At 72.1% G+C, this 18671-nt stretch carries 22 protein-coding genes and 1 pseudogene; 20 read left to right on the plus strand and 3 right to left on the minus strand.

Annotated elements, in window-relative coordinates; genetic code table 11:
- Positions 1–93: 93 nt before the first annotated feature.
- Positions 94–849, minus strand: a complete 756-nt coding sequence (locus MKK50_RS20835; RefSeq protein ID WP_499025026.1) for a trypsin-like serine protease — start codon at positions 847–849, stop codon at positions 94–96.
- Between the two features lie 33 nt (positions 850–882).
- Here MKK50_RS20835 and MKK50_RS20840 point away from each other — a divergent pair, with 33 nt between their 5' ends.
- The 17 genes and pseudogenes from MKK50_RS20840 to MKK50_RS20920 all read left to right on the plus strand — a co-directional run bounded on the left by MKK50_RS20840 (position 883) and on the right by MKK50_RS20920 (position 14137).
- Positions 883–1458, plus strand: coding sequence for a head-tail connector protein (locus MKK50_RS20840; protein WP_499025029.1), 576 nt, complete (start codon positions 883–885; stop codon positions 1456–1458).
- Between the two features lie 21 nt (positions 1459–1479).
- Positions 1480–1818: a head-tail adaptor protein gene (locus tag MKK50_RS20845; protein WP_499025031.1), complete on the plus strand. Its 339-nt coding sequence runs from the start codon at positions 1480–1482 to the stop codon at positions 1816–1818.
- Positions 1815–2234 carry a DUF3168 domain-containing protein gene (locus tag MKK50_RS20850; RefSeq protein WP_499025032.1) on the plus strand — a complete coding sequence of 140 codons (420 nt, stop codon included), beginning with the start codon at positions 1815–1817 and terminating at the stop codon, positions 2232–2234. The genes MKK50_RS20845 and MKK50_RS20850 overlap by 4 nt, the downstream gene beginning before the upstream one ends.
- Before the next feature lie 30 nt (positions 2235–2264).
- Complete coding sequence (locus tag MKK50_RS20855) at positions 2265–2675, plus strand: phage major tail protein, TP901-1 family (RefSeq protein ID WP_041357588.1); 411 nt, start codon at positions 2265–2267, stop codon at positions 2673–2675.
- A 2-nt stretch (positions 2676–2677) separates the two neighbouring features.
- Entirely contained in the window at positions 2678–3004 is a 327-nt protein-coding gene (locus MKK50_RS20860) for a gene transfer agent family protein (protein ID WP_499025139.1), read from the plus strand.
- On the plus strand, positions 3001–3231 hold the full coding sequence (locus MKK50_RS20865) for a phage tail assembly chaperone (RefSeq protein ID WP_499025033.1): 231 nt from the start codon (positions 3001–3003) through the stop codon (positions 3229–3231). Before MKK50_RS20860 ends, MKK50_RS20865 begins: the two co-directional genes overlap by 4 nt.
- Positions 3231–3856, plus strand: a pseudogene (locus MKK50_RS20870) (phage tail tape measure protein). Before MKK50_RS20865 ends, MKK50_RS20870 begins: the two are co-directional and overlap by 1 nt.
- Positions 3857–3867: 11 nt before the next feature.
- Positions 3868–4509, plus strand: coding sequence for a phage distal tail protein, Rcc01695 family (locus MKK50_RS20875; RefSeq protein ID WP_499025035.1), 642 nt, complete (start codon positions 3868–3870; stop codon positions 4507–4509).
- 10 nt (positions 4510–4519) lie between these two features.
- Complete coding sequence (locus MKK50_RS20880) at positions 4520–5413, plus strand: phage/gene transfer agent baseplate hub protein (protein ID WP_499025036.1); 894 nt, start codon at positions 4520–4522, stop codon at positions 5411–5413.
- 7 nt (positions 5414–5420) lie between these two features.
- The gene (locus tag MKK50_RS20885; RefSeq protein ID WP_499025037.1) at positions 5421–5885 is read left to right on the plus strand and encodes an NlpC/P60 family protein; all 465 of its coding nucleotides are present in this window, start codon (positions 5421–5423) and stop codon (positions 5883–5885) included.
- Positions 5886–5911: 26 nt separating this feature from the next.
- A complete protein-coding gene (locus tag MKK50_RS20890; protein WP_499025038.1) occupies positions 5912–9820 on the plus strand; it encodes a baseplate multidomain protein megatron in 3909 nt (1302 codons plus the stop codon).
- A 24-nt stretch (positions 9821–9844) separates the two neighbouring features.
- The gene (locus tag MKK50_RS20895) at positions 9845–10927 is read left to right on the plus strand and encodes a DUF2793 domain-containing protein (RefSeq protein ID WP_499025039.1); all 1083 of its coding nucleotides are present in this window, start codon (positions 9845–9847) and stop codon (positions 10925–10927) included.
- A 56-nt stretch (positions 10928–10983) separates the two neighbouring features.
- Entirely contained in the window at positions 10984–11547 is a 564-nt protein-coding gene (locus tag MKK50_RS20900) for a lysozyme (RefSeq protein WP_253373631.1), read from the plus strand.
- A gap of 31 nt (positions 11548–11578) precedes the next feature.
- On the plus strand, positions 11579–12184 hold the full coding sequence (locus tag MKK50_RS20905) for a hypothetical protein (RefSeq protein ID WP_253373632.1): 606 nt from the start codon (positions 11579–11581) through the stop codon (positions 12182–12184).
- Between the two features lie 49 nt (positions 12185–12233).
- Positions 12234–12587 carry a hypothetical protein gene (locus tag MKK50_RS20910; RefSeq protein WP_253373633.1) on the plus strand — a complete coding sequence of 118 codons (354 nt, stop codon included), beginning with the start codon at positions 12234–12236 and terminating at the stop codon, positions 12585–12587.
- 462 nt (positions 12588–13049) lie between these two features.
- Complete coding sequence (locus tag MKK50_RS20915; RefSeq protein ID WP_253373634.1) at positions 13050–13421, plus strand: PepSY domain-containing protein; 372 nt, start codon at positions 13050–13052, stop codon at positions 13419–13421.
- A gap of 38 nt (positions 13422–13459) precedes the next feature.
- The gene (locus tag MKK50_RS20920; RefSeq protein ID WP_253373635.1) at positions 13460–14137 is read left to right on the plus strand and encodes a response regulator transcription factor; all 678 of its coding nucleotides are present in this window, start codon (positions 13460–13462) and stop codon (positions 14135–14137) included.
- Positions 14138–14141: 4 nt separating this feature from the next.
- Here MKK50_RS20920 and MKK50_RS20925 read toward each other — a convergent pair whose 3' ends face one another.
- Positions 14142–14540: a type II toxin-antitoxin system VapC family toxin gene (locus MKK50_RS20925; protein WP_253374113.1), complete on the minus strand. Its 399-nt coding sequence runs from the start codon at positions 14538–14540 to the stop codon at positions 14142–14144.
- Positions 14540–14776, minus strand: coding sequence for a type II toxin-antitoxin system VapB family antitoxin (locus MKK50_RS20930; RefSeq protein ID WP_253373636.1), 237 nt, complete (start codon positions 14774–14776; stop codon positions 14540–14542). The genes MKK50_RS20925 and MKK50_RS20930 overlap by 1 nt, the downstream gene beginning before the upstream one ends.
- 92 nt (positions 14777–14868) lie before the next feature.
- Here MKK50_RS20930 and MKK50_RS20935 point away from each other — a divergent pair, with 92 nt between their 5' ends.
- From MKK50_RS20935 to ccmE, 3 genes are all read left to right on the plus strand, one after another.
- Positions 14869–16284 carry an ATP-binding protein gene (locus MKK50_RS20935; RefSeq protein ID WP_253373637.1) on the plus strand — a complete coding sequence of 472 codons (1416 nt, stop codon included), beginning with the start codon at positions 14869–14871 and terminating at the stop codon, positions 16282–16284.
- 149 nt (positions 16285–16433) lie between these two features.
- Positions 16434–17990: a c-type cytochrome biogenesis protein CcmI gene (gene ccmI / locus MKK50_RS20940; RefSeq protein ID WP_499025140.1), complete on the plus strand. Its 1557-nt coding sequence runs from the start codon at positions 16434–16436 to the stop codon at positions 17988–17990.
- Between the two features lie 160 nt (positions 17991–18150).
- Entirely contained in the window at positions 18151–18660 is a 510-nt protein-coding gene (gene ccmE / locus MKK50_RS20945) for a cytochrome c maturation protein CcmE (RefSeq protein ID WP_499025041.1), read from the plus strand.
- Positions 18661–18671 lie beyond the last annotated feature (11 nt).

Raw genomic sequence — 18671 nt, forward strand, 5'->3', positions numbered from 1 at the left:
CCGAGCCGGTTGAAGCGTATCTGAAGGCAATTCGGCGGCCAAGGTCCGGTTCCTGATCGGCTGCGGCGCGCGGATCACGATCGGTTAAGGACGTTACCAGCGGGCGAAGGCACCCCAGCCGGACAGCGTCCGGTCGATCCAGTCGCGTTGCGGCCCGAGCAGGATGCCTTGGGTCAGGCCGCCGCAGACGTCCTTCACCCATGCGGCGACCGCGACCACTGCCGCGCCCTCAAGGATCGGCCCGCCGGAATCGCCCTGGCAGCCGCCCGCCTCCGGCGCCTTCAGCCAAACCAAGATGCGACTTGGGCCGTAGGGCTCGACCACGGCCAGCGTTGCGCCGCGATAACGGCCGATCGAGCGTCGGTCGCCGCCCCGCGTGGCGCCGTAGCCGGCGAGCGTCAGGTTCTGGCCCGCCCGCGGCATCGCGGTGCTCAACGTGGCCGGCATGAACCGCGCCGGCAGGGGCTCGCGGGTGCGCAGCAGCGCGAGGTCGATGGAGCGGGTGCGCCCGCGGATGGCATCGCCGTCATAGGCCGGATGCAGGCTACGGGCGGCCGTCTCGGCCAGCACCGGGCGGCCTGTTTCGTCACGGTAATGGATGCGGTTCTCGCCCACGCCCGCCACGCAATGGCCGGCGGTGAGCACCGCATCCGGCGCGACGACGATCCCTGAACAGACCCCACCGCCGGAGGTCAGCACCATCACCGCCGAGGCCGCGCCCGGCACCGCCGCGCCCTCCCGGCCGCCGACGATGGCCAGGGCCGGGGATGCGGCAAGCAAGACCGCGAGTGCTGAGGCCCGGAGAGCATGGCGCGCCGCACGGGCGGCGGATGGGTTCGGCGCGCGCATCGGTGACGAAAAATGCTTTCAGGAGAGGCTGGTATGACCCCGATACGCGTCGAGGAGACCGGCGTCGAGCCGGTGAGCGTGGCCGAGATGCGAGGCTATCTCCGGCTGTCCTCCGATGAGACTGCCGACGACGCCTTGATCGGTCGCCTGATCCCGGCGGCGCGGGCGGCGGTCGAGGCGACTGCGCGCCGGCTGCTGCGGCCCGCCCGCTTCCGGTTTGTGCTGGCGGCTTGGCCCCGGCTGGGGCTGATGCCGCTGCCGTTGAGCCCGCTCGTCACCGTGCTCCGCGCCGGGCTCGTCGATGGGTGCGGCACCCTCACCGAGATCGAGCCGGGCCCGATCCGCGTCGGTCCCGATCCCTGGGAGGCGCCCTGCCTCCTGTTCGGGCCGGACCTGCCGCGGCTCGGCACGGCCTCGGCTCTGGTCGAGGTCGCTACCGGCTGCGGCGGCGAGGGGCCGCCTGTCCCCGAGCCGCTGGTTCAGGCGCTGCGCCTGACGATCGCCGACTGGTTCGAGAACCGCGGTGATGCGGGCCGCGAGGGTGCGCCCCGGCCGCTGCCGCCCGAGGCGGCGGGGCTCGCCGCCGCCTGCCGCCGGATGCGGCTCTGACCTCACTCACGGAGATCGACCATGACACACAGGCCTCTCGGCGCGCGGCGGCGGCGCCTCGTGCTCGAACTGCCGGTTGACGAGCCCGACGGGTTCGGAGGCCGGCTTCGCCGCTACGTCGCCGGACCCGTGCTGTGGGGCTCGCTGGAATCGCTCGGCAGCGCCGCGCCACGTGGCGGGCGCACCGACCGGCCCGGCCTCTACCGCGTCGGCCTGCGCTACCGCTCCGGCGTCACCCCGGCGATGCGCCTCGCCGACGGACCCCGCCGCTTCGCGATCCGCGCCGCCGACGACCCGGACGGGCGCCGCCGCGATCTCGTCTGCGAGGTGGAAGAGGTGATCGAGGAGGCTTCCCCGTGACGCGATCGAGCCCCCTGCTGGCCCTGCGCGCCGGCCTTCTCGCTCACCTTGCCGGGGACGCTCCGCTCGCCGCGCTGATGGGCGGCCGCCTGCGGCTCTACGACGAGCCGCCGCAGGGCGCCGCCCCGGTCTACGCGCTGTTCGGATCAAGCGAAGTGAGCGACGATTCCGTCGATGGTGCGCAGCGCCACCGCCACGCCTTCGCGCTGACGGTCTTCGCCAAGCCGGGCTCGGCCCGCTCGGCCCTGGACGTGGCCGAGCGTATCGCCGCCCGCCTCGACGAGGCCGACCTCGCTGTTAGCGGCCACACCGTCGTCCTCCTGCGCCTCAAGAGCCTTGCCGGCCTGCGCGACGAGCGCACAGGCGAGGCGCGCGCGACCCTTTCCTTCGAGGCGGTGACCGAAGTCACCGCCTGATCATTCCTCGAGAACGCCGGAGCCGCGAGCATGAGCGCACAGAGGGGCAGGGACCTCTTGGTCCGAGTCAGCAACGGGTCCGGCGGCTTCGTCGCGGTGGCGGGCCTGCGTGCCCGTCAACTCGCCTTCAACGCCGAGACAGTGGACGTCACCAACGCCGATTCGGCCGGGCGTTGGCGCGAGTTGCTGGCGGGGGCGGGCGTGCGCCGCGCCGCGGTCGCGGGCTCGGGCGTGTTCCGCGACGAGGCCTCCGACGCACGCCTGCGCCAGATGTTCTTCGATGGCGTGATTGGCCTGTTCCAGATCGTGGTGCCGGATTTCGGCACGATCGAGGGTCTGTTCCAGATCACGAGCCTCGAATATCGCGGCGAGCATGCGGGCGAAGTGACTTTCGACATGGCCCTCGATTCCGCCGGCCCCTTGAGCTTCGCGGGGGCATGACGATGGTTAATCGCCGACGCGGCGAGGTGCCGCTGACCTTGGGATCCGAGCGCTACACGCTCTGCCTTACCCTCGGCGCGCTCGCCGAACTCGAAGACGCGCTCGGTGCGGGCGACCTCGCCGGCCTTGCCGAGCGCTTTGCCGGCGGGCGACTCGCCGCGCGGGACGTGATCGCGCTGCTCGGTGCGGCTTTGCGCGGCGGCGGCCACGCCCTCGACGACGAGGCGGTCGCCCGCCTTCCACTCTCCGGGGGGCTGGCGGCCGTGACCGCGGCGCTCGGCGAGGCGCTGGTCGCGGCCTTCGGCGAGGCCCCGCCCGCGGACCCTTGAGCCCTGCGGGAAGACACGCGCCGGAGACGCCCGTCTCCGCCTTCCCGTGGGATGCGGTGCTGGCGCTCGGTCTGGCGACCCTGCGCTGGCGCCCGCGCGACCTCTGGGCCGCCACGCCCCGCGAACTCGCCGCAGCAGCCGGCTTGATCCGCCCGGCGCCCGATGCGCCGAGCCGGGCCGACCTCGACCGGCTGCTCGCCGCCCATCCCGATCCGGGAGCCCTGTGATGACCGACAGCGACCGCAGCAATGCCGAGCGCGCCAGGCAGCTCGAAACCCTCGACCGATTGGCCCAGCGCTTCGGCAACAGCCTGTCCTCCGCCTTCGACCGCAATCTCAATGCCGGGCGCCAGCTGGACGGCGTGCTGGCCTCGCTGGCGAGCAAGCTCTCCAACGTCGCGGTCAAGGCAGCGTTGGCTCCGGTCAAAGCGGGCGTGACGAGTCTCGTCAACAGTCTGCTGAGCGCAGCGTCCGAGGGCAGCAGCACCACGGCGTTCGCCAAGGGGGCGTCGTCGCCGATGGGCGGATCGTGCCATTCCGCCTCGGCAGCGTTCTCGGCGGGGGACGGGTGCGCCCCTTCGCGGCCGGGGGCGTCGTGGCGGCGCCGACCTATTTTCCGCTCTCCGGACCTGAGGGCGGCACCGGCCTGATGGGCGAGGCCGGGCCGGAGGCGATCCTTCCGCTCAGGCGGGGCAGCGACGGCCGCCTCGGCGTCGCCGCGGGTGGAGCCGAGCGGCCGGTCGCGGTCACCATCAACATCGCCACACCTGACATCGAGGGCTTCCGCCGCTCCGAGGCCCAGGTCGCCGCCCGCCTCGCCCGCGCGGTCGCCCGTGGGCGCAGGGCGTTGTGAGGAGCACCGCGATGCCGTCAGACTTCCACGAGGTCCGCTTTCCCCTCGATGTCGCCTTGCGCGGGAGCGGCGGCCCGGTGCGGCGCACCGAGATCGTCACGCTGGCGTCGGGCCGCGAGCACCGCAACAGCCGCTGGGCGGATTCGCGCCGCCGCTACGATGCCGGGCTCGGCATCCGCACCCTCGATGCCCTGCACGCGGTGCTCGGCTTCTTCGAGGAGCGGCGCGGACGGCTCTACGGCTTCCGCTACCGGGACCGGGTCGATCACCGCTCCGGCCCGCCCTCGCGGGCGCCCGCGCCGACCGATCAGCGGATCGGCACCGGCGACGGCACGACCCGCGTCTTCAACCTCGCCAAAACCTACGGGAGCGGGCCGGAGGCCTACCGCCGCACCATCGCCAAGCCGGTGGCCGGCAGCGTGCGCGTGGCGGTGAACGGTGCTGAGGTGGCGGCCCCGAAGCTCTCCGTCGATCCGGTCACGGGCCAAGTCGTATTCGCCGCCGACGCGGTGCCGCCCGTGGGTGCCGCCGTCACCGCGGGCTTCGAGTTCGACGTGCCGGTCCGCTTTGATACCGACGAACTCACCGTCGATCTCGCCGCCTTCACCGCCGGCGAGGTGCCGCACATCCCGCTGATCGAGATCCTGCCCTGAGGGGAAGCCGATGCGCGCCGTTCCGCCCCGTCTCGCCGTCCGCTTGGAGGGTGGCGCGACCACGCTTTGCCGCTGCTGGTCCCTGCGCCGCCGCGACGGCCTCGTCCTCGGCTTCACCGACCACGACCGCGATCTCATCCTCAATGGCGTGACCTACGCCGCCCGCAGCGGGCTGGAGGCGGCCGAGGCCAGCGCGGAACTGGGCTTTGCCGTCGGCGGGGGCGAGGTGGCGGGCGCACTGACCTCCGCCGGGATCACGGACATCGACGTGGCAGCGGGGTTCTATGACGGGGCCGGGGTCGAGACCTGGTTGGTCGATTGGGCCGATCCCGAGGCGCGCCTGCTCCTCGATGTGGCGAACCTTGGCGAGATCCGCCGGGAGGGGGGCGCCTTCGTCGCCGAACTGCGCGGGCTGATGCATCGCCTCGACGTCACCGTCGGGCGCAGCTTCCGCGCTGCCTGCGACGCGGAACTCGGCGACGCCCGCTGCCGCGTCGATCTGAGCGATCCGCGCTTCCGCGCGACCGGCACCGTACGGGCCGCGCCCGAGCCCGGCCGGCTCAGCGTCGCGCTGGCGAGGAGCTTCGCCGCGGGATGGTTCTCCGGCGGGCACCTGACCTGGGATACGGGCGCCAATGCCGGACATGCCGCGGATCTGCGCGGCCATCGCCGTGACGGCGCGGCGACGGTCCTCGACCTGTGGGCTCCGCCGCCGCGTCCGGCCACGACCGGCGATGCCTTCACTCTCGTCGCCGGCTGCGACAAGAGCCTCGCCGCCTGCCGCGGAAAATTCGCCAACACCCTCAACTTCCAGGGTTTTCCCCATATGCCCGGCAACGACTTCGTGCTGCGCGCAGGGCCAGAGGCCGGGGCACGCCCCGACGGCTCCAGCCTGTTCCGATGAGGCCGTCATGGATGATGAAACGGTGCCGCTCACTCAGCGGATCTTGGCGGAGGCCCGCGCCTGGGCCGGAACGCCCTACCGGCATCAAGCCTCACTGAAGGGCGTCGGTTGCGACTGTCTCGGCCTGCTCCGCGGTGTTTGGCGGGCGGTGCTCGGACCCGAGCCGGAGGAGGCGCCGCCCTACGCTGCCACCTGGGCCGAATCGGCACCGGCCGGCAGCGACCCGCTGCTCGCCGCCGCGCGCCGGCATCTCGTGCCGATCGCTGGGCCGCTGAGCAGCTACCAGCCCCAGGCAGGCGACGTCCTGCTCTTCGCGTTTCGTGCCTATTTGCCGGCAAAACACTGCGCGATCGCGACCGGCCCGGCGGCGATGATCCACGCCCATGACGGCGCGGCGGTGACCGAGGTTGCCCTCACGCCGTGGTGGCGGCGCCACCTCGCCCACGCCTTCCGCTTTCCCGATCCGCTCTGAACCACCCGTCTGCCGGAGGCACCGCCATGACGACGCTCGTCCTGCAAACCGCCGGCGAGGCGGTCGGCAATGCGCTCGGCGGCCCCATCGGCGGGATGATCGGGCGCGTGGCCGGTGCGGCAGGGGGCGCGGCGCTCGACGACGCGCTGTTCGGCGCCGGCACGAGCCCGCGTTTCGTGGACGGGCCGCGGCTGACCGAACTCGGCGGCCTCGCTTCCACCGAGGGGGCGCCGGTGCCCCGCGTCTACGGCCGGGCGCGCGTCGGTGGCACTTTGATCTGGGCGACGCGCCCGCTCGAGATCGCCAACACCACGGTGGAGCGGTCCTCCTCCGGCTCGAAGGGCGGGGCGGGCGGCCAGAAAACCGTGCGCACCGCCTACAGCACTTTTATCGATCTCGCCGTCGGGCTCTGCGCGGGCGAGATCGCCCTCGTCCGCCGGATCTGGGCGGATGGCAGTGAACTCGACCTGACGACGCTCAACTGGCGCGTCCATCCGGGCTCGGCGACGCAGGCGCCCGACCCCCTCATCGTCGCCAAGGAAGGCGCGGACAATGCGCCGGCCTATCGCGGGCTCGGCTACGTCGTGTTCGAGCGTCTGCCGCTCTCCGCCTTCGGCAACCGCATCCCGCAATTCGCGTTCGAAGTGATCCGCCCCGTCGCCGGATTGGCGGGCAAGATCCGCGCAGTCTGCCTGATTCCCGGCTCCACCGAGTTCGGTCTCGATCCGCTCGCCGTCAGCGAGGATGCGGGATTCGGCGCTACGAAGCCGGCAAACCGTTTTCAGTTTCAGGGCGCGAGCGATGTCGTCGCGTCCCTCGACGCGCTTCAAGCTTTGTGTCCACGGCTCAAGCGGGTCTCGGTCGTAACGAGCTGGTTCGGCGACGATTTGCGCGCCGGGCACTGCACCGTGACGCCACGGGTCGATGCGACGGCGAAGGTGACGACGGGCGAGCCCTGGTCCGTCGCCGGGCTGAGCCGCGCCGGGGCGCGGGCCGTTTCCCGCTCCGGCGGCACCGCCGCCTATGGCGGTACGCCGTCCGATGCCGGGCTCGGGCGGTTGGTGGCAGACCTCACCCGCCGCGGCCTTGCCGTGGTGCTCTATCCCTTCGTGATGATGGACGTGCCGGCAGGCAACGCCCTTCCAGACCCGTACCGGCCCGGTGAAACGCAGCCGGCTTACCCTTGGCGTGGGCGCATCACCTGCGATCCTGCTCCCGACCGGGCCGGAAGCCCGGACGGAACCGGCGGTGCGGCCGATCAGGTCGCGGCGTTCTTCGACGGGCCGCAGGGTTACCGGGCGATGATTCTGCACTATGCCGGCCTCGCCGCCGGTTGGGCGGCGGCCGGGTCGCCGCTTGCCGGTTTCATCCTCGGCAGCGAGTTCGTCGGCCTGACGCGGGTGCGCGGGCCGGCCGGCGCCTATCCGGCGGTCGAGGGGCTCCGGCGCCTCGCCGCGGAGGTCCGCGCCCGCCTCGGCCGCGATGTGAGCCTCGTCTACGCCGCCGACTGGACCGAGTACGGCGTCCATGTCCGCGAAGGCGGCGCCTCCGTGCGCTTCCCCCTCGATCCGCTCTTTGCCGATCCGTCCATCAATGCCGTCGGCATCGACTACTACCCGCCGATCTCGGATTGGCGCGACGGGCCCGATCATCGCGACGCGGCGGAGGCGGCGAGCCTCTACGACCGTACCTATCTCAAGAACCGCCTTGCCGCGGGCGAGGCGTTCGACTGGTACTATGCCAGCCCGGAGGATCGCGCCGCGCAACACCGCACGCCGATCACCGACGGCGCCTACAATAAGCCGTGGATCTACCGGGCCAAGGATCTCGTCGCGTGGTGGTCGAACCCGCATGTCGAGCGGAGCGGCGGCGTCGAGACCGGGCCGACGGCCTGGGTGCCGGGAGCCAAGCCGATCTGGCTCACGGAGATCGGCATCCCGGCGGTCGATCGCGGCACCAACGGACCCAACGTCTTCCCCGATCCGAAATCGTCCGAGAACGCGGTTCCGCCCTTCTCCCGCGGCACCCGCGACGACCTGACCCAGACCCGCGGCCTCGACGCGATCCTGGCGCGTTTCGATGCCGAGGCGGACGGTTTCGAGCCGGCTCACAATCCGGTCTCGCCGCTCTATGGCGGCCGGATGATCCCGGCCGAGGACATCTACGTCTGGGCCTGGGATGCCCGGCCGTTTCCAGCCTTCCCCGATTTCACCACCGTGTGGTCGGACGCCGCCAACTGGGCCCTCGGTCACTGGATCACCGGCCGGATCGAGGGGGTGGAACTCGACCGGCTGATCGCGGCGATCCTGGCCGATCTCGGCATCGATGCGCCCCTCGACATCCATGCCGCCGGCTTCCTCGACGGCGCCGTGCTCGACCGGCCCCTCTCCGCGCGCGAGGCGCTGGAACCGCTCACCCGGCTGTTTAACCTGGACGTCTCGGTCTCCGCAGGCACCCTGCGGGTTCGCGATGGGCGCACGAGCGCGCCCGCCATGCTCGACGCGGGCGACCTCGTTCTCGGCGAGGGCGAGGCGGCCCCCTTGCGCCGGGTGCGGGCGCAGGAGAGCGAGCTGCCGCGCTCCGTCGCGATCGGTTTTTCCGACGGCGAGAGCCCGGATTACCGCCGCGCCACCGTATCGGCCGCACGCCCGGCCGGAGCGCGGCGGCAGGAAGTACGCGTCGAGGCGGCGGTCGTCACACGGCGCGACGCCGTGCAGGCGCTGGCGGAGACCGTCCTCGATGCGGCGCTCGCGGGTCGGGACACGGCGGCCTTCGGGGTGAGCCCGCGCCGGATCGATCTGGAGCCGGGCGATGTGGTCGCGCTCCCGGACGAGAGGGGCGGGACGCTTCACCGGATCGTGCGGATCGACGACGCGCCGACGGGCCGCCGGATCGAGACCCGCGCGGTGCCGCTGCCCCGGCCCGATCCCGCGCCCACCGCGCCGGCCCCGAGAACAGGCCGGAGGCCGCCGGCCATGCCGGGGCCGGTCTTCGCCCTGGCGCTGGTCCTGCCGGTGGAACGCGGCGACCCGGTGCCGCTCGTCTATCTCGCGGTCTCGGCCGATCCCTGGCCCGGCGCCGTCGCGGTCTGGCGCTCGGCCGGGGAGGGGGCGCCATTCACGCTCCACCGCACCCTCGACCATCCGGCCTGCCTCGGTCGCACGCTGACCCCGCTGCCCCCGGGCCCGCTCTGGCGCTTCGACCGCAACGCCCGCCTCGACGTCACCCTACGCCACGCGGAGGGGTTGAGCGCCATCGGCGAGGCCGCCGCGCTGGCCGGCGGAAACCTGTTCGCGGTGATCGGCGCGGACGGGGCGGTCGAGATCCTGTCCGCGGCGAGAGCCGAACTGGTCGGGGCGGAGACGTGGCGGCTCTCGGGACTGCTGCGGGGGCTGGCCGGTAGCGAGGCCGCCGCCGGCCGTTCGGCGGGCGCAGGCAGCCCCATCGTGCGCCTCGATGACGGCGCCGTACAGCCCCTCGTGGATCGGCTCGACGAGGCCGGCCGCCGCTTCCTCTTCCGGATCGGCCCGGCGGAGCGCGATCCGGCCGACCCCGCCTTCGTCGGCTTCGCGGCCACAGCCGACCTGACCGCCTTCGTTCCCTTGAGCCCGGTTCACCTGCGCGCCCGGCGCGAGGCCGGCGGCATCTGCTTCCAGTGGATCCGGCGGGCGCGGCGCGATGCCGATGCCTGGGAGCCGGCCGACGTACCACCGGGCGCGGGGACCGAGGCCTACCGCCTCGACATCCTCGCAGAGGACGGGCGGATTCTGCGCAGCCTGAGCAGCGACACGACGAGCGCGCTCTACGCCACCGCCGACGAGATCGCCGATTTCGGCGTGCGCCGCACCGAGATCGACGCCGCATTGGTGCCGATCGGCTCCCTCGCCGGCTCCGGCCCCGCCCGCCGGGCGCGGGTGAGCCTGCGGACCGTCTGACATCTCACGCTGACGGAGTGGCCCATGGCCGATACGACCCCGAGCCTCGCCCTGCCGCTGATCGCGGGAGGGCAGGCGCAGAAGCATGTCACCCACAACGAGGCCCTGGCGTTGCTCGACGCGCTGGTGCAGCTCGCTGTCCTCGACAAGGATCGGGCCGCGCCACCCGCGAGCCCCGCCGAGGGCGACCGCTACCTGATCGTCTCGGGCAACCCGAGCGGGGCCTGGACCGGCTGGGCCGGGCGCATCGCCCGCTTCCAGGACGGTGCGTGGCTGTCCCTCAAGCCGCTTGCGGGTTGGACGGCCTACGTCGCCGACGAGGCCGAACTCTACACCTTCACCGGCTCGGCCTGGATGCCGTTCCGCGCGACCATCTCCGCCCTGCACAACCTGACCCGCCTCGGGCTCGGCACCGGGGCGGATGCGGACAACCCCTTCGCGGCCAAGCTCAACAAGGCGCTCTGGACCGCTTTGCCGATCGCCGAGGGCGGCAGCGGCGATCTGCGCTACACCCTCAACAAGCAGGCGGCCGGCAACACCCTCTCCCTGCTGATGCAGACTGGGTTCTCCGCCCGTGCCGAGATCGGCCTGACCGGCGACGACGACCTTCGCGTGAAGGTCTCCCCGAATGGCGGCGATTGGCTCGAGGCGCTGCGGATCGCGCGTGCGACGGGGCGGGTCGCCTTTCCCGGCCGGATCACCGTCGCGGACGTACCGGTGCTGACGGCGCAGGTGATCGCCGGCAATAGCGGGCCGGGCTCCTTTCCGGCCGGGGGGACACGGTACTTCACCAACGCCCTCGTCGGCGGCCACCAGAGCGAGGTCTACGCCGCCGCCGGCCGGCGGGGGCGGTTCCGCGATCTGCGGGTGGTGACGCAGGGCGCGCCCGGCGCCGGCGAGAGCTGGACCGTCACGCTCCAGAACCTGTTCACCGGCACGGCCCTGACCTGCACGATCGCCGGGGCCGGCTCCAACCAAGCGGCCGACCTCGTCAACAGCGCGGTCTTCGAGGCGGCGGACCGCTGGTGCCTCAAGATCGTGGCGAGCAGCGGGGCGCAGTCCACGACCAACATCCTGTTCTCGCTGCTGTTCGAGGGCCTTGAATAGGCCGCCGGCCGCCGAGGCTGACGTTCGACCCATCCCCTCAAAACCGGAGATTGACGATGGACCTCAGTGCCGTCGGCCGCGCCGTGCTGATCGCCCGGGAGGGGCGGCGGCTGCAGGCCTACCGCGACAGCGTGGGTGTCTGGACCATCGGCATCGGCCACACCGCCGCCGCCGGGCCGCCCGTGCCGCGGGCGGGCCTGCGCATCGGCGCCGGGGAGGCGGACGCGATCTTCACCCGCGACGTCGCGGCCTTCGTCCGCACCGTCGCCGAGGCGATCCCCGAGCCGCTGCCGCAGCACGCCTTCGATGCGCTGGTCTCGCTCTGCTTCAACATCGGCCCGGCGGCTTTCCTGCGCTCCACGGTGCTGCGGCGCCTGCGGGCCGGCGACCGGGCGGGCGCGGGCGAAGCGATCCTGATGTGGAACCGCCCCGCCGTGATCATCCCCCGCCGACAGGGCGAGTTCGACCAGTTCCGCACGCCCTACGAGACCGCCCTGCCGCGCGCCCGGCGCGGCGATGCGGGGCCTGTCTCCGCTCCCGCCGCAGCCCCGCCCTCACCGCCCGGCGCTCGGCCCGGCTGGGGCGCGCGCCTGCGGGACTGGCTGCGCGCCGGCCGCTGACCCCTTCTTTCGCCCCGAAAGGATCGTTCCCATGACGCCGACCAAGGTGACATCCAACAAGGTCCTCGTTCGAAGCTTTGCCCGAACAATGGCACGGGTTTTCCTCGTCAGACCCGTCCTGCCGCCGCTCCTCCTGCTCGGCTGTTGCTGCGCGCCCGCGCACGCGACCCCGCTCCCCGTCATCGACGCGGCAACGCTGGTCTTGCCCTGGGGCGACGCCGTCGTGGCGCTCGTCCAGGGATTGTCCGCGCTGCTGACGCCGATGCTCGTCGCCGGGCTCGCGGCGGTGCTCGCGCGCTTCGGCGGTCCCTTGCGGCTCCTCGTCACCGACGCGCTGGTCGAGCGCCTCGTGCGCAACGCCACCGACTACGCCCTGAACGCCGTGGCCGGCGCCGTCCGCGGGCGCAGGCTGACCGTCTCCGTCGGCTCGGCGGTGATCGCGCGGGCCGTGCAGCGGGCGCTCGATCAGGCGCCGGCCTGGCTGATCCGGGCGGCGGGCGGCGGCGAGGGCGTCGCGGAGAAGGTGTTCCGGTCCCTGCCCCTGGAGGCGGCGGCGACCGCCGGCAACACCCTCGAACCCGCTCTGGAACGCGCCCTGGGGCAAGGGACCGCGCGGGGGAGCCGCAAGGCCGTCTGATCGTCCGGTATCGCGCAAGACCGGAGCCGATGATCCGGGAGGCGGTGCAATGGACAAGATCGCAGCCGAAGCCGCGCGTCTCCTCTTCGCCGATGGGGGCACGGGCTGGATCGTCGCTGTGCTGCTGGGACTGGCCTGCCTCCACCTCTACCGGGACGGCCTGCGCGTGCTGGAAGCGCGCATCGCCGAGACGGGCGCCACCGCCGCGGCACTGGAGCGCGCTTCGCAGACCAACGCGGCGGTGGCCGCCGCCCTGGAGAGCCGCACCCGCGTGCTGGAGGATCTGGTCCGGCTCACGGGCGAGACCGCTCGGGCGGTCGCGCGTAGCGACGAGCGCGCCCGGGAACGGTTCGAGGACCTCCTGCGGCGCATCGGCGAGTTGCAGCACCGGCCGAATCTCTGACACGCGATACGGAGTCTTCCATGCTCGGCCGTCGCTCCTCCGCTCATGCTTGCGCCGCCGGCTCGGAGGGAGCCAAGTCGCGGGCCTCCCGCCGAAGCCGGTCCCGTGCCGCCGCCGGCCGCCTGGAGGCGGCGCGCCACGGTTTCGAGCGATCACTGATCACGCTGCGCCGGGCCGCCCTCGACGCGGTCGACAGCGGTGATCTGGCAAGCCTGGCCATGCGCGTGTGTGGTGAGCGTCGCCTTCACGCCAGTAGGGAGGGGACGGCGTGAAGGCGGCCGGCCCTGCGCAGTCCTGCCCAGGGAACCGCGTCGGCGATTCCGCCTTGTCCCCGGCAACATCGCCGACCCGGACATGGCCCTCGACCGCAAGACATCTACGACGGCAGCATCCCCCTCGGGTGCGCCTGCGCTCGCAAACATTCAGGGCGCATTCAGTGCGCTGGCGCGACAGTCATTCTCGATGCGCCAAGCTTTCGCCCTGTTGATCGTCGTCTCGACCGCCGCGGTCCTCGCGGCGGGGGCGGTCGGCCCTCTCGCCGAGGAGACCGGGGCCCTCGCGCCCGTTCCGGCGCAGAGGGAGCCGCTGAACCGCGGCGACGATTGCCTGTCGCCCGCGGACCTGCGGGAGGCGGTGGCCGAGAAGCGCGTCGTGCCGCCCATCGCCGCGATCCGCGCGGCGCGCCAGATCGTTCCACGGGCCGAAATCCAGCGCGCCAGCCTGTGCCGGCACGAAGCGGGTCTCGTCTATCTGCTGACGGCCTTGCGTCGCGACGGGCATTTCATGCACGTCATGGTCGATGCCCAATCGGGACAGGTGAGCGGGCAGTGGTAAGCGTGGCGGTGCGCCGCCGGGATGAGGAGTGACCGACCGTGCGTCTGCTCGTGGTCGAGGATGACCGTGACATCAACCGGCAGGTCGTCGCCGCGTTGGAAGAGGCCGGCTACGTCGCCGACAAGGCTTTCGATGGCGAGGAGGGCGGCTATCTCGGCGAGAACGAGCCCTACGACGCCATCATTCTCGACATGGGCCTGCCCAAGGCCGATGGCGTCACCGTGCTCCAGAACTGGCGCCGGGCCGGGGTGAAGACCCCCGTCATCATCCTCACCGCCCGCGACCGCTGGTCCGACAAGGTGGACGGCTTCGACGCGGGTGCCGACGACTACGTCACCAAGCCCTTCCACATGGAGGAGCTGATGGCCCGGGTGCGCGCGATCCTTCGACGCGCGGCGGGTCACGCCAGCAGCCAGATCGCGTGCGGCCCCGTCACCCTCGACACCCGCTCGGGCCGCGTCTTCGTGGACGGCGCCCCGATCAAGCTGACGAGCCACGAGTACCGGTTGCTCTCCTACCTGATGCATCACACCGGCCGTGTCGTCTCCCGCGCCGAGCTGACCGAGCACCTCTACGATCAGGATTTCGACCGCGATTCCAACACCATCGAAGTGTTCGTCGGGCGCCTGCGCAAGAAGCTCGCCGTGGACCTGATCCAGACGGTGCGGGGGTTGGGCTACCTGATCGATCCGAACCAGCCGCCCGCGCGGGGGTGAGGCCTCATTGGCTGCCAAGATCGGTGAGCGCGAAATCCTCGCCTTTGTAGAGGAGAGGCACTCTGTGACTCCGGGCCACCGCGTAGGCGAAGCAGTCGCCCATGTTGACGTGGGCCGGATGTCCCGTTCCCTTGCCGTACCGCTCGAAGGCATCGAGGGCCCGGTCCGCATCCTCTGCCGTGATCGGGACAAGACCGATCCGGGCGAGGTCGAGCAGCATCTCGATATCGGCTCGGGCCGCCTTGAGCCCGCCCTGCTTCTTGCGGGCGATGCCGAGGACTGCCTCGTAGACGGCAATCGGCGAGGTGATGGTGGGTCCCGCCCTTTCGAGGCGAGCGGCGAGGGCGCGTCCCTCCGGCTCCTCCGTGATGATGGCGATGAGAGCGGAGGCGTCGACGAACATCATTCGTCGTTCAATCCGTCGGAAAAAGCCTTGTCGGCATCAAGGCCCGTGGACGGCCGCGCGGTCACCCGTTCGTGCAGAGGCCTCAACCGTTCCCATAGGCCAGGCCGGGCCTCGTCCCGCTCCAACTCGTTACGCACGGCGACCTTGATGGCCTCGGTGAGCGGAACGCCCTTCCGCTCGGCCAGAAGGCGGACGAGGCGGTCCGTCTCCGCGTCGCGGATATGCAGGGCCATGGGCAACTCGCTTCATCTCTGTGTAGAAAGCCGACGCGCATGATGTCCATGCCCGCGTCCCAGCATGCGAGACGCGCTTCGAGCCAGCACTCATGACCGATCGCCTCGCTTGGCTCCCCTTGCGCCGCCGCTCCATTGCGGTGCGGCTCGCGGTCTCCTCGTTCCTGTCGAGCACCGCGATCCTCGTCATCGCGGCCTTCATCCTCACCACGCTCTACCGCGAGAACACCGAGCGCGCCTTCGACAGCCGCCTGCTCGTCTTCGCCAACAACCTCGCCACCGATCTCGTCTCGCCGAGTGACCCCGAGACACGCTCCTTCTCGCTCGGCGATCCGCGCTTCGACCTGCCGCTGTCCGGCTGGTACTGGCAGGTCGGGCGGCCCGACGCGAAGCCGCGGGATCTGCGCACCTCGCGCTCGCTCGTCGGCGTGCCGCTGAAAGGGCCCGATCAGGCCGGCACCGCGACCATCGGGCAGATCCGCCAGGGCTACGGCCGGGGCCAGGACGACCGCAGCCTGCGCATCGTCGAGCGCGACGTCGATGTCGGCGCCGACGGGCGCTACACCGTGCGGGTGGCCGGGCCGGCGGATGAGATCGTCAACGACGTCGAGCGCTTCCGCTTCTCGCTGTTCATGACCTTCGGCCTGCTCGGCTTCTCGCTTGCGGCCACCGCGCTGCTGCAGATCCGCTTCGGCCTCGCGCCGTTGCGCAAGCTGCGCACGGCGCTCGGCTCGATCCGCCGGGGCGAGGCCGACCGGATCGACGGCGAGTATCCGCGCGACATCGCCCCGCTGGCGGGTGAGATCAACCTGCTCATCGAGACCAACCGCGAGATCCTGGAGCGCGCCCGCACTCAGGTCGGCAACCTCGCCCACGCGCTGAAGACCCCGCTCTCGATCATCGTCAACGAGGCCGGCGGCAGCGAGGCCCCGCCGGAGCTGTCGGAGAAGATCCGCGAGCAGGCGGCGGTGATGCGCGATCAGGTGAACTACCACCTCGACCGGGCGCGGGCCGCCGCGCTCGCCGGCACCCTCGGCACCTCGACGGAGGTCGAGCCGGCGCTGGCCGGCTTGGTCCGCACCTTCGGCAAGATCTACCGCGACAAGGACATCGCCTACGAGGTCCACGTCCCGCCGGGCCTGCGCTTCCGCGGCGAGAAGCAGGATTTCGAGGAGATGATCGGCAACCTCGTCGACAACGCCTCGAAATGGGCCACGGGCCGGGTCTCGATCTCCGCCGCGCCGACGGCCGAGCACGACTATCCCCACCTCCTCGTGGCGGTGGAGGATGACGGGCCGGGCTTGCCGGAGGAGGATCGCGCGGCGGTGCTCAAGCGCGGCCGCCGCCTCGACGAGACCAAGCCGGGCTCCGGCCTCGGCCTGTCGATCGTGGCGGATCTCGCCACGCTCTACCGCGGCCGCTTTCGCCTCGAGGCGGCTTCCCTCGGCGGCCTGCGCGCGGTGATCGAGGTGCCGGGCGACGCCCCCGCGGGGGGCGGACAACGCTGAGTGGTGGCGGCCTTCGCGAAGGTTACGCATCGGCACGTCTGTGCTATGGCCCTGCTTCGCTCGCGCGTGACGACGTGTCACTTCGGGGCGATGTCGTGCGGGCCCCGCTCGGGCTCTACACGGGGCCGAGCTTAAAAACTTTGGGTCTGATGACGGCGATCTGGTTCATCCTGGCGGCCATGACCGGCGCAGCCGTGTTCGCGCTGCTTTGGCCGATGTCGCGCCGCCGCCGGCACGGGGTCGGGCCGGAGGCGGAGGGCGGCAACGGGCTCGCCACCGAGACCGGCTTCTACGAGGATCAACTCGCCGAGATCGAGCGCGATCTCGGCCGCGGCCTCATCGCCCCGGCGGAGGCCGAGGCAGCGCGCGCCGAGGCCGCACGCCGGTTGCTGCGAGCGAGCCGCGAGGAGCAGGCGGACGGGTCGGGGCCTGCGCCGATCGCCGAGCCGCATCTGCGCCAGCGCCGGGCGGCCTCCGCCTTCGCGCTCTCGACGATCCCCCTCGTCGCGCTCGTCGTCTACGGCCTCTACGGCTCGCCGAACCTCCCCTCGCAGACCGACGCCGACCGCAAGGCGACGCGGGCCGGCGCGCAGGATCTGATGACCGCCATCGGCCAGATCGAGGCACGGCTCGCCAACCACCCGGACGACGTCCGCGGCTGGAGCGTGCTCGGCCCCGTCTACATGCGGCTGGGTCGGTTCGACGACGCGGCCCGCGCCTACGCGGCGCTGGTCCGCCTCAAGGGCGAGGACGCCCAGGCTCTGTCCGATTGGGGCGAGGCCCTGGTCGCGGCCGCCGACGGCACGGTCTCGCCGGAGGCGCGCAAGGTGCTGGGCCGGGCGCTCGCCGCCGACCCGAAGGCGGCCAAGCCCCAGTTCTATCTCGCCCGCGGCGACGAGCAGTCCGGCGACGTAGCCGGCGCCGTGCGGCGGCTGGAAGCGATGGCGGCCTCCGCCCCTGCGGACGCTCCCTGGCTGCCGACGGTGCGCGAGAACCTCGCCCGGCTGAAGGGTGAGACCATGGCCGCGCCGAAGGCCGGAGGAGAAGCCGGGGAGGGCGTCAAGGACGCCGCCAAGGAAGGCGCGATGTCCGAGGCGCCGGTGGCCGGGCCGGGCGGCAACATCCAGGCTCTGCCCCCCTCGGAGCGGATCGACGCGATTCGCGGCATGGTCGAGGGACTGGAGCGGCGCTTGGCCAAGCAGGGCGGCAGCGCCGACGAGTGGCTGCGCCTCGTGCGCTCACACGCGGTGCTCGGCGAGCGCGACAAGGCGCTCGATGCGCTGGAGCGCGGGCGCAAGGCGTTTCCCGACAATAAGGAGGCGCAGGCGCGTTTCGATGCGCAGGCCCACGAACTCGGCCTCGCCGGGGCCGGGGCACCCCCGCCGAAGGCCGAGAACGGCGAAAAGTCCGGCGAAAGGAATGCGGCGGAGCCCGACGCCGCCACCGCGATCCGAGCGATGCCGCCGGCCGAACGCGAGGCGGCGATCCGCGGTATGGTCGCGAGCCTCGACCGGCGGCTCGCCGCCAAGGGCGGCAGCGCCGACGAGTGGATGCGGCTCGTGCGCTCCTACGGCGTGATCGGCGATCGGGCCGCCGCAGCCCGGGCCCTCGACCGGGCCAGGATGGCGCTCGCCGCCAACCCGAACGCCGTGGAACGCCTCGATGCGCTCGGCAAGGAACTCGGTCTGACACCGGCTCAACCGTAGCGGAAGGCCGCCCCTGACAATCGGTCCCGCCCGTTCAACCTTGACCCCGCGGGCAGGCGGGCCGAAACCGGTCTCTTGATCCTCAGCAGACGTCGGACCACCATCAGGCGTTCAAGCCTGAAGGAACGAGAAGAAGCCGACGAACCGGGACGGAACCGTCGTGACCCGCAAGAGCCGCCGCCTGATCCTCATCGCCGCCTGCGGCGCCGTGCTGGCCCTGGCGCTCGGGCTGATCCTGTCGGCGATGAGCGGCTCGATCGTGTTCTTCCGCTCCCCCGCCGATGTGGCGGCGCAGGGTGTGGCGCCGGGCACCCGCTTCCGCCTCGGCGGCCTCGTCAAGGACGGCTCGGTGAAGCGCGGGCCCGATCAGAACGTCGAATTCGCGGTGACGGACACCAACGCCACGGTTCCCGTGCAGTATCGCGGCCTGCTGCCGGACCTGTTCCGCGAGGGCCAGGGCATCGTCGCCGAGGGCACGCTCGATGTCGGCGGCGTGTTCCGGGCCGACACGGTGCTGGCCAAGCACGACGAGAATTACATGCCCCGCGAGGTCGCCGACGCCCTGAAGGCGCAGGGACGCTGGCAGGAAGGCGGGGGCAAGGAAGCCCCCAAGGACGCGGCGAAGCCCGAGACGGCCGACGCCACCCTGGGCCGGCGCAGCGAGCGGTGAAAGATTTCATG

It is taken from the genome of Methylobacterium sp. J-043, from assembly GCF_022829505.1.
Taxonomy (GTDB): Bacteria; Pseudomonadota; Alphaproteobacteria; order Rhizobiales; family Beijerinckiaceae; genus Methylobacterium; species Methylobacterium extorquens_A.

Coding starts and splice junctions, on each gene's coding strand:
- MKK50_RS20925 (WP_253374113.1), bottom strand. CDS start 14,540: ATGTTCGTCGACGCCTCCGCTCTCATCGCCATCATCACGGAGGAGCCG.
- MKK50_RS20930 (WP_253373636.1), bottom strand. CDS start 14,776: ATGGCCCTGCATATCCGCGACGCGGAGACGGACCGCCTCGTCCGCCTT.
- MKK50_RS20875 (WP_499025035.1), top strand. CDS start 3,868: ATGCCGTCAGACTTCCACGAGGTCCGCTTTCCCCTCGATGTCGCCTTG.
- MKK50_RS20835 (WP_499025026.1), bottom strand. CDS start 849: ATGCGCGCGCCGAACCCATCCGCCGCCCGTGCGGCGCGCCATGCTCTC.
- MKK50_RS20840 (WP_499025029.1), top strand. CDS start 883: ATGACCCCGATACGCGTCGAGGAGACCGGCGTCGAGCCGGTGAGCGTG.
- MKK50_RS20935 (WP_253373637.1), top strand. CDS start 14,869: ATGACCGATCGCCTCGCTTGGCTCCCCTTGCGCCGCCGCTCCATTGCG.
- MKK50_RS20885 (WP_499025037.1), top strand. CDS start 5,421: ATGGATGATGAAACGGTGCCGCTCACTCAGCGGATCTTGGCGGAGGCC.
- MKK50_RS20845 (WP_499025031.1), top strand. CDS start 1,480: ATGACACACAGGCCTCTCGGCGCGCGGCGGCGGCGCCTCGTGCTCGAA.
- MKK50_RS20915 (WP_253373634.1), top strand. CDS start 13,050: ATGCGCCAAGCTTTCGCCCTGTTGATCGTCGTCTCGACCGCCGCGGTC.
- MKK50_RS20905 (WP_253373632.1), top strand. CDS start 11,579: ATGACGCCGACCAAGGTGACATCCAACAAGGTCCTCGTTCGAAGCTTT.
- MKK50_RS20880 (WP_499025036.1), top strand. CDS start 4,520: ATGCGCGCCGTTCCGCCCCGTCTCGCCGTCCGCTTGGAGGGTGGCGCG.
- MKK50_RS20890 (WP_499025038.1), top strand. CDS start 5,912: ATGACGACGCTCGTCCTGCAAACCGCCGGCGAGGCGGTCGGCAATGCG.
- MKK50_RS20855 (WP_041357588.1), top strand. CDS start 2,265: ATGAGCGCACAGAGGGGCAGGGACCTCTTGGTCCGAGTCAGCAACGGG.
- ccmI (WP_499025140.1), top strand. CDS start 16,434: ATGACGGCGATCTGGTTCATCCTGGCGGCCATGACCGGCGCAGCCGTG.
- MKK50_RS20895 (WP_499025039.1), top strand. CDS start 9,845: ATGGCCGATACGACCCCGAGCCTCGCCCTGCCGCTGATCGCGGGAGGG.
- MKK50_RS20900 (WP_253373631.1), top strand. CDS start 10,984: ATGGACCTCAGTGCCGTCGGCCGCGCCGTGCTGATCGCCCGGGAGGGG.
- MKK50_RS20910 (WP_253373633.1), top strand. CDS start 12,234: ATGGACAAGATCGCAGCCGAAGCCGCGCGTCTCCTCTTCGCCGATGGG.
- MKK50_RS20860 (WP_499025139.1), top strand. CDS start 2,678: ATGGTTAATCGCCGACGCGGCGAGGTGCCGCTGACCTTGGGATCCGAG.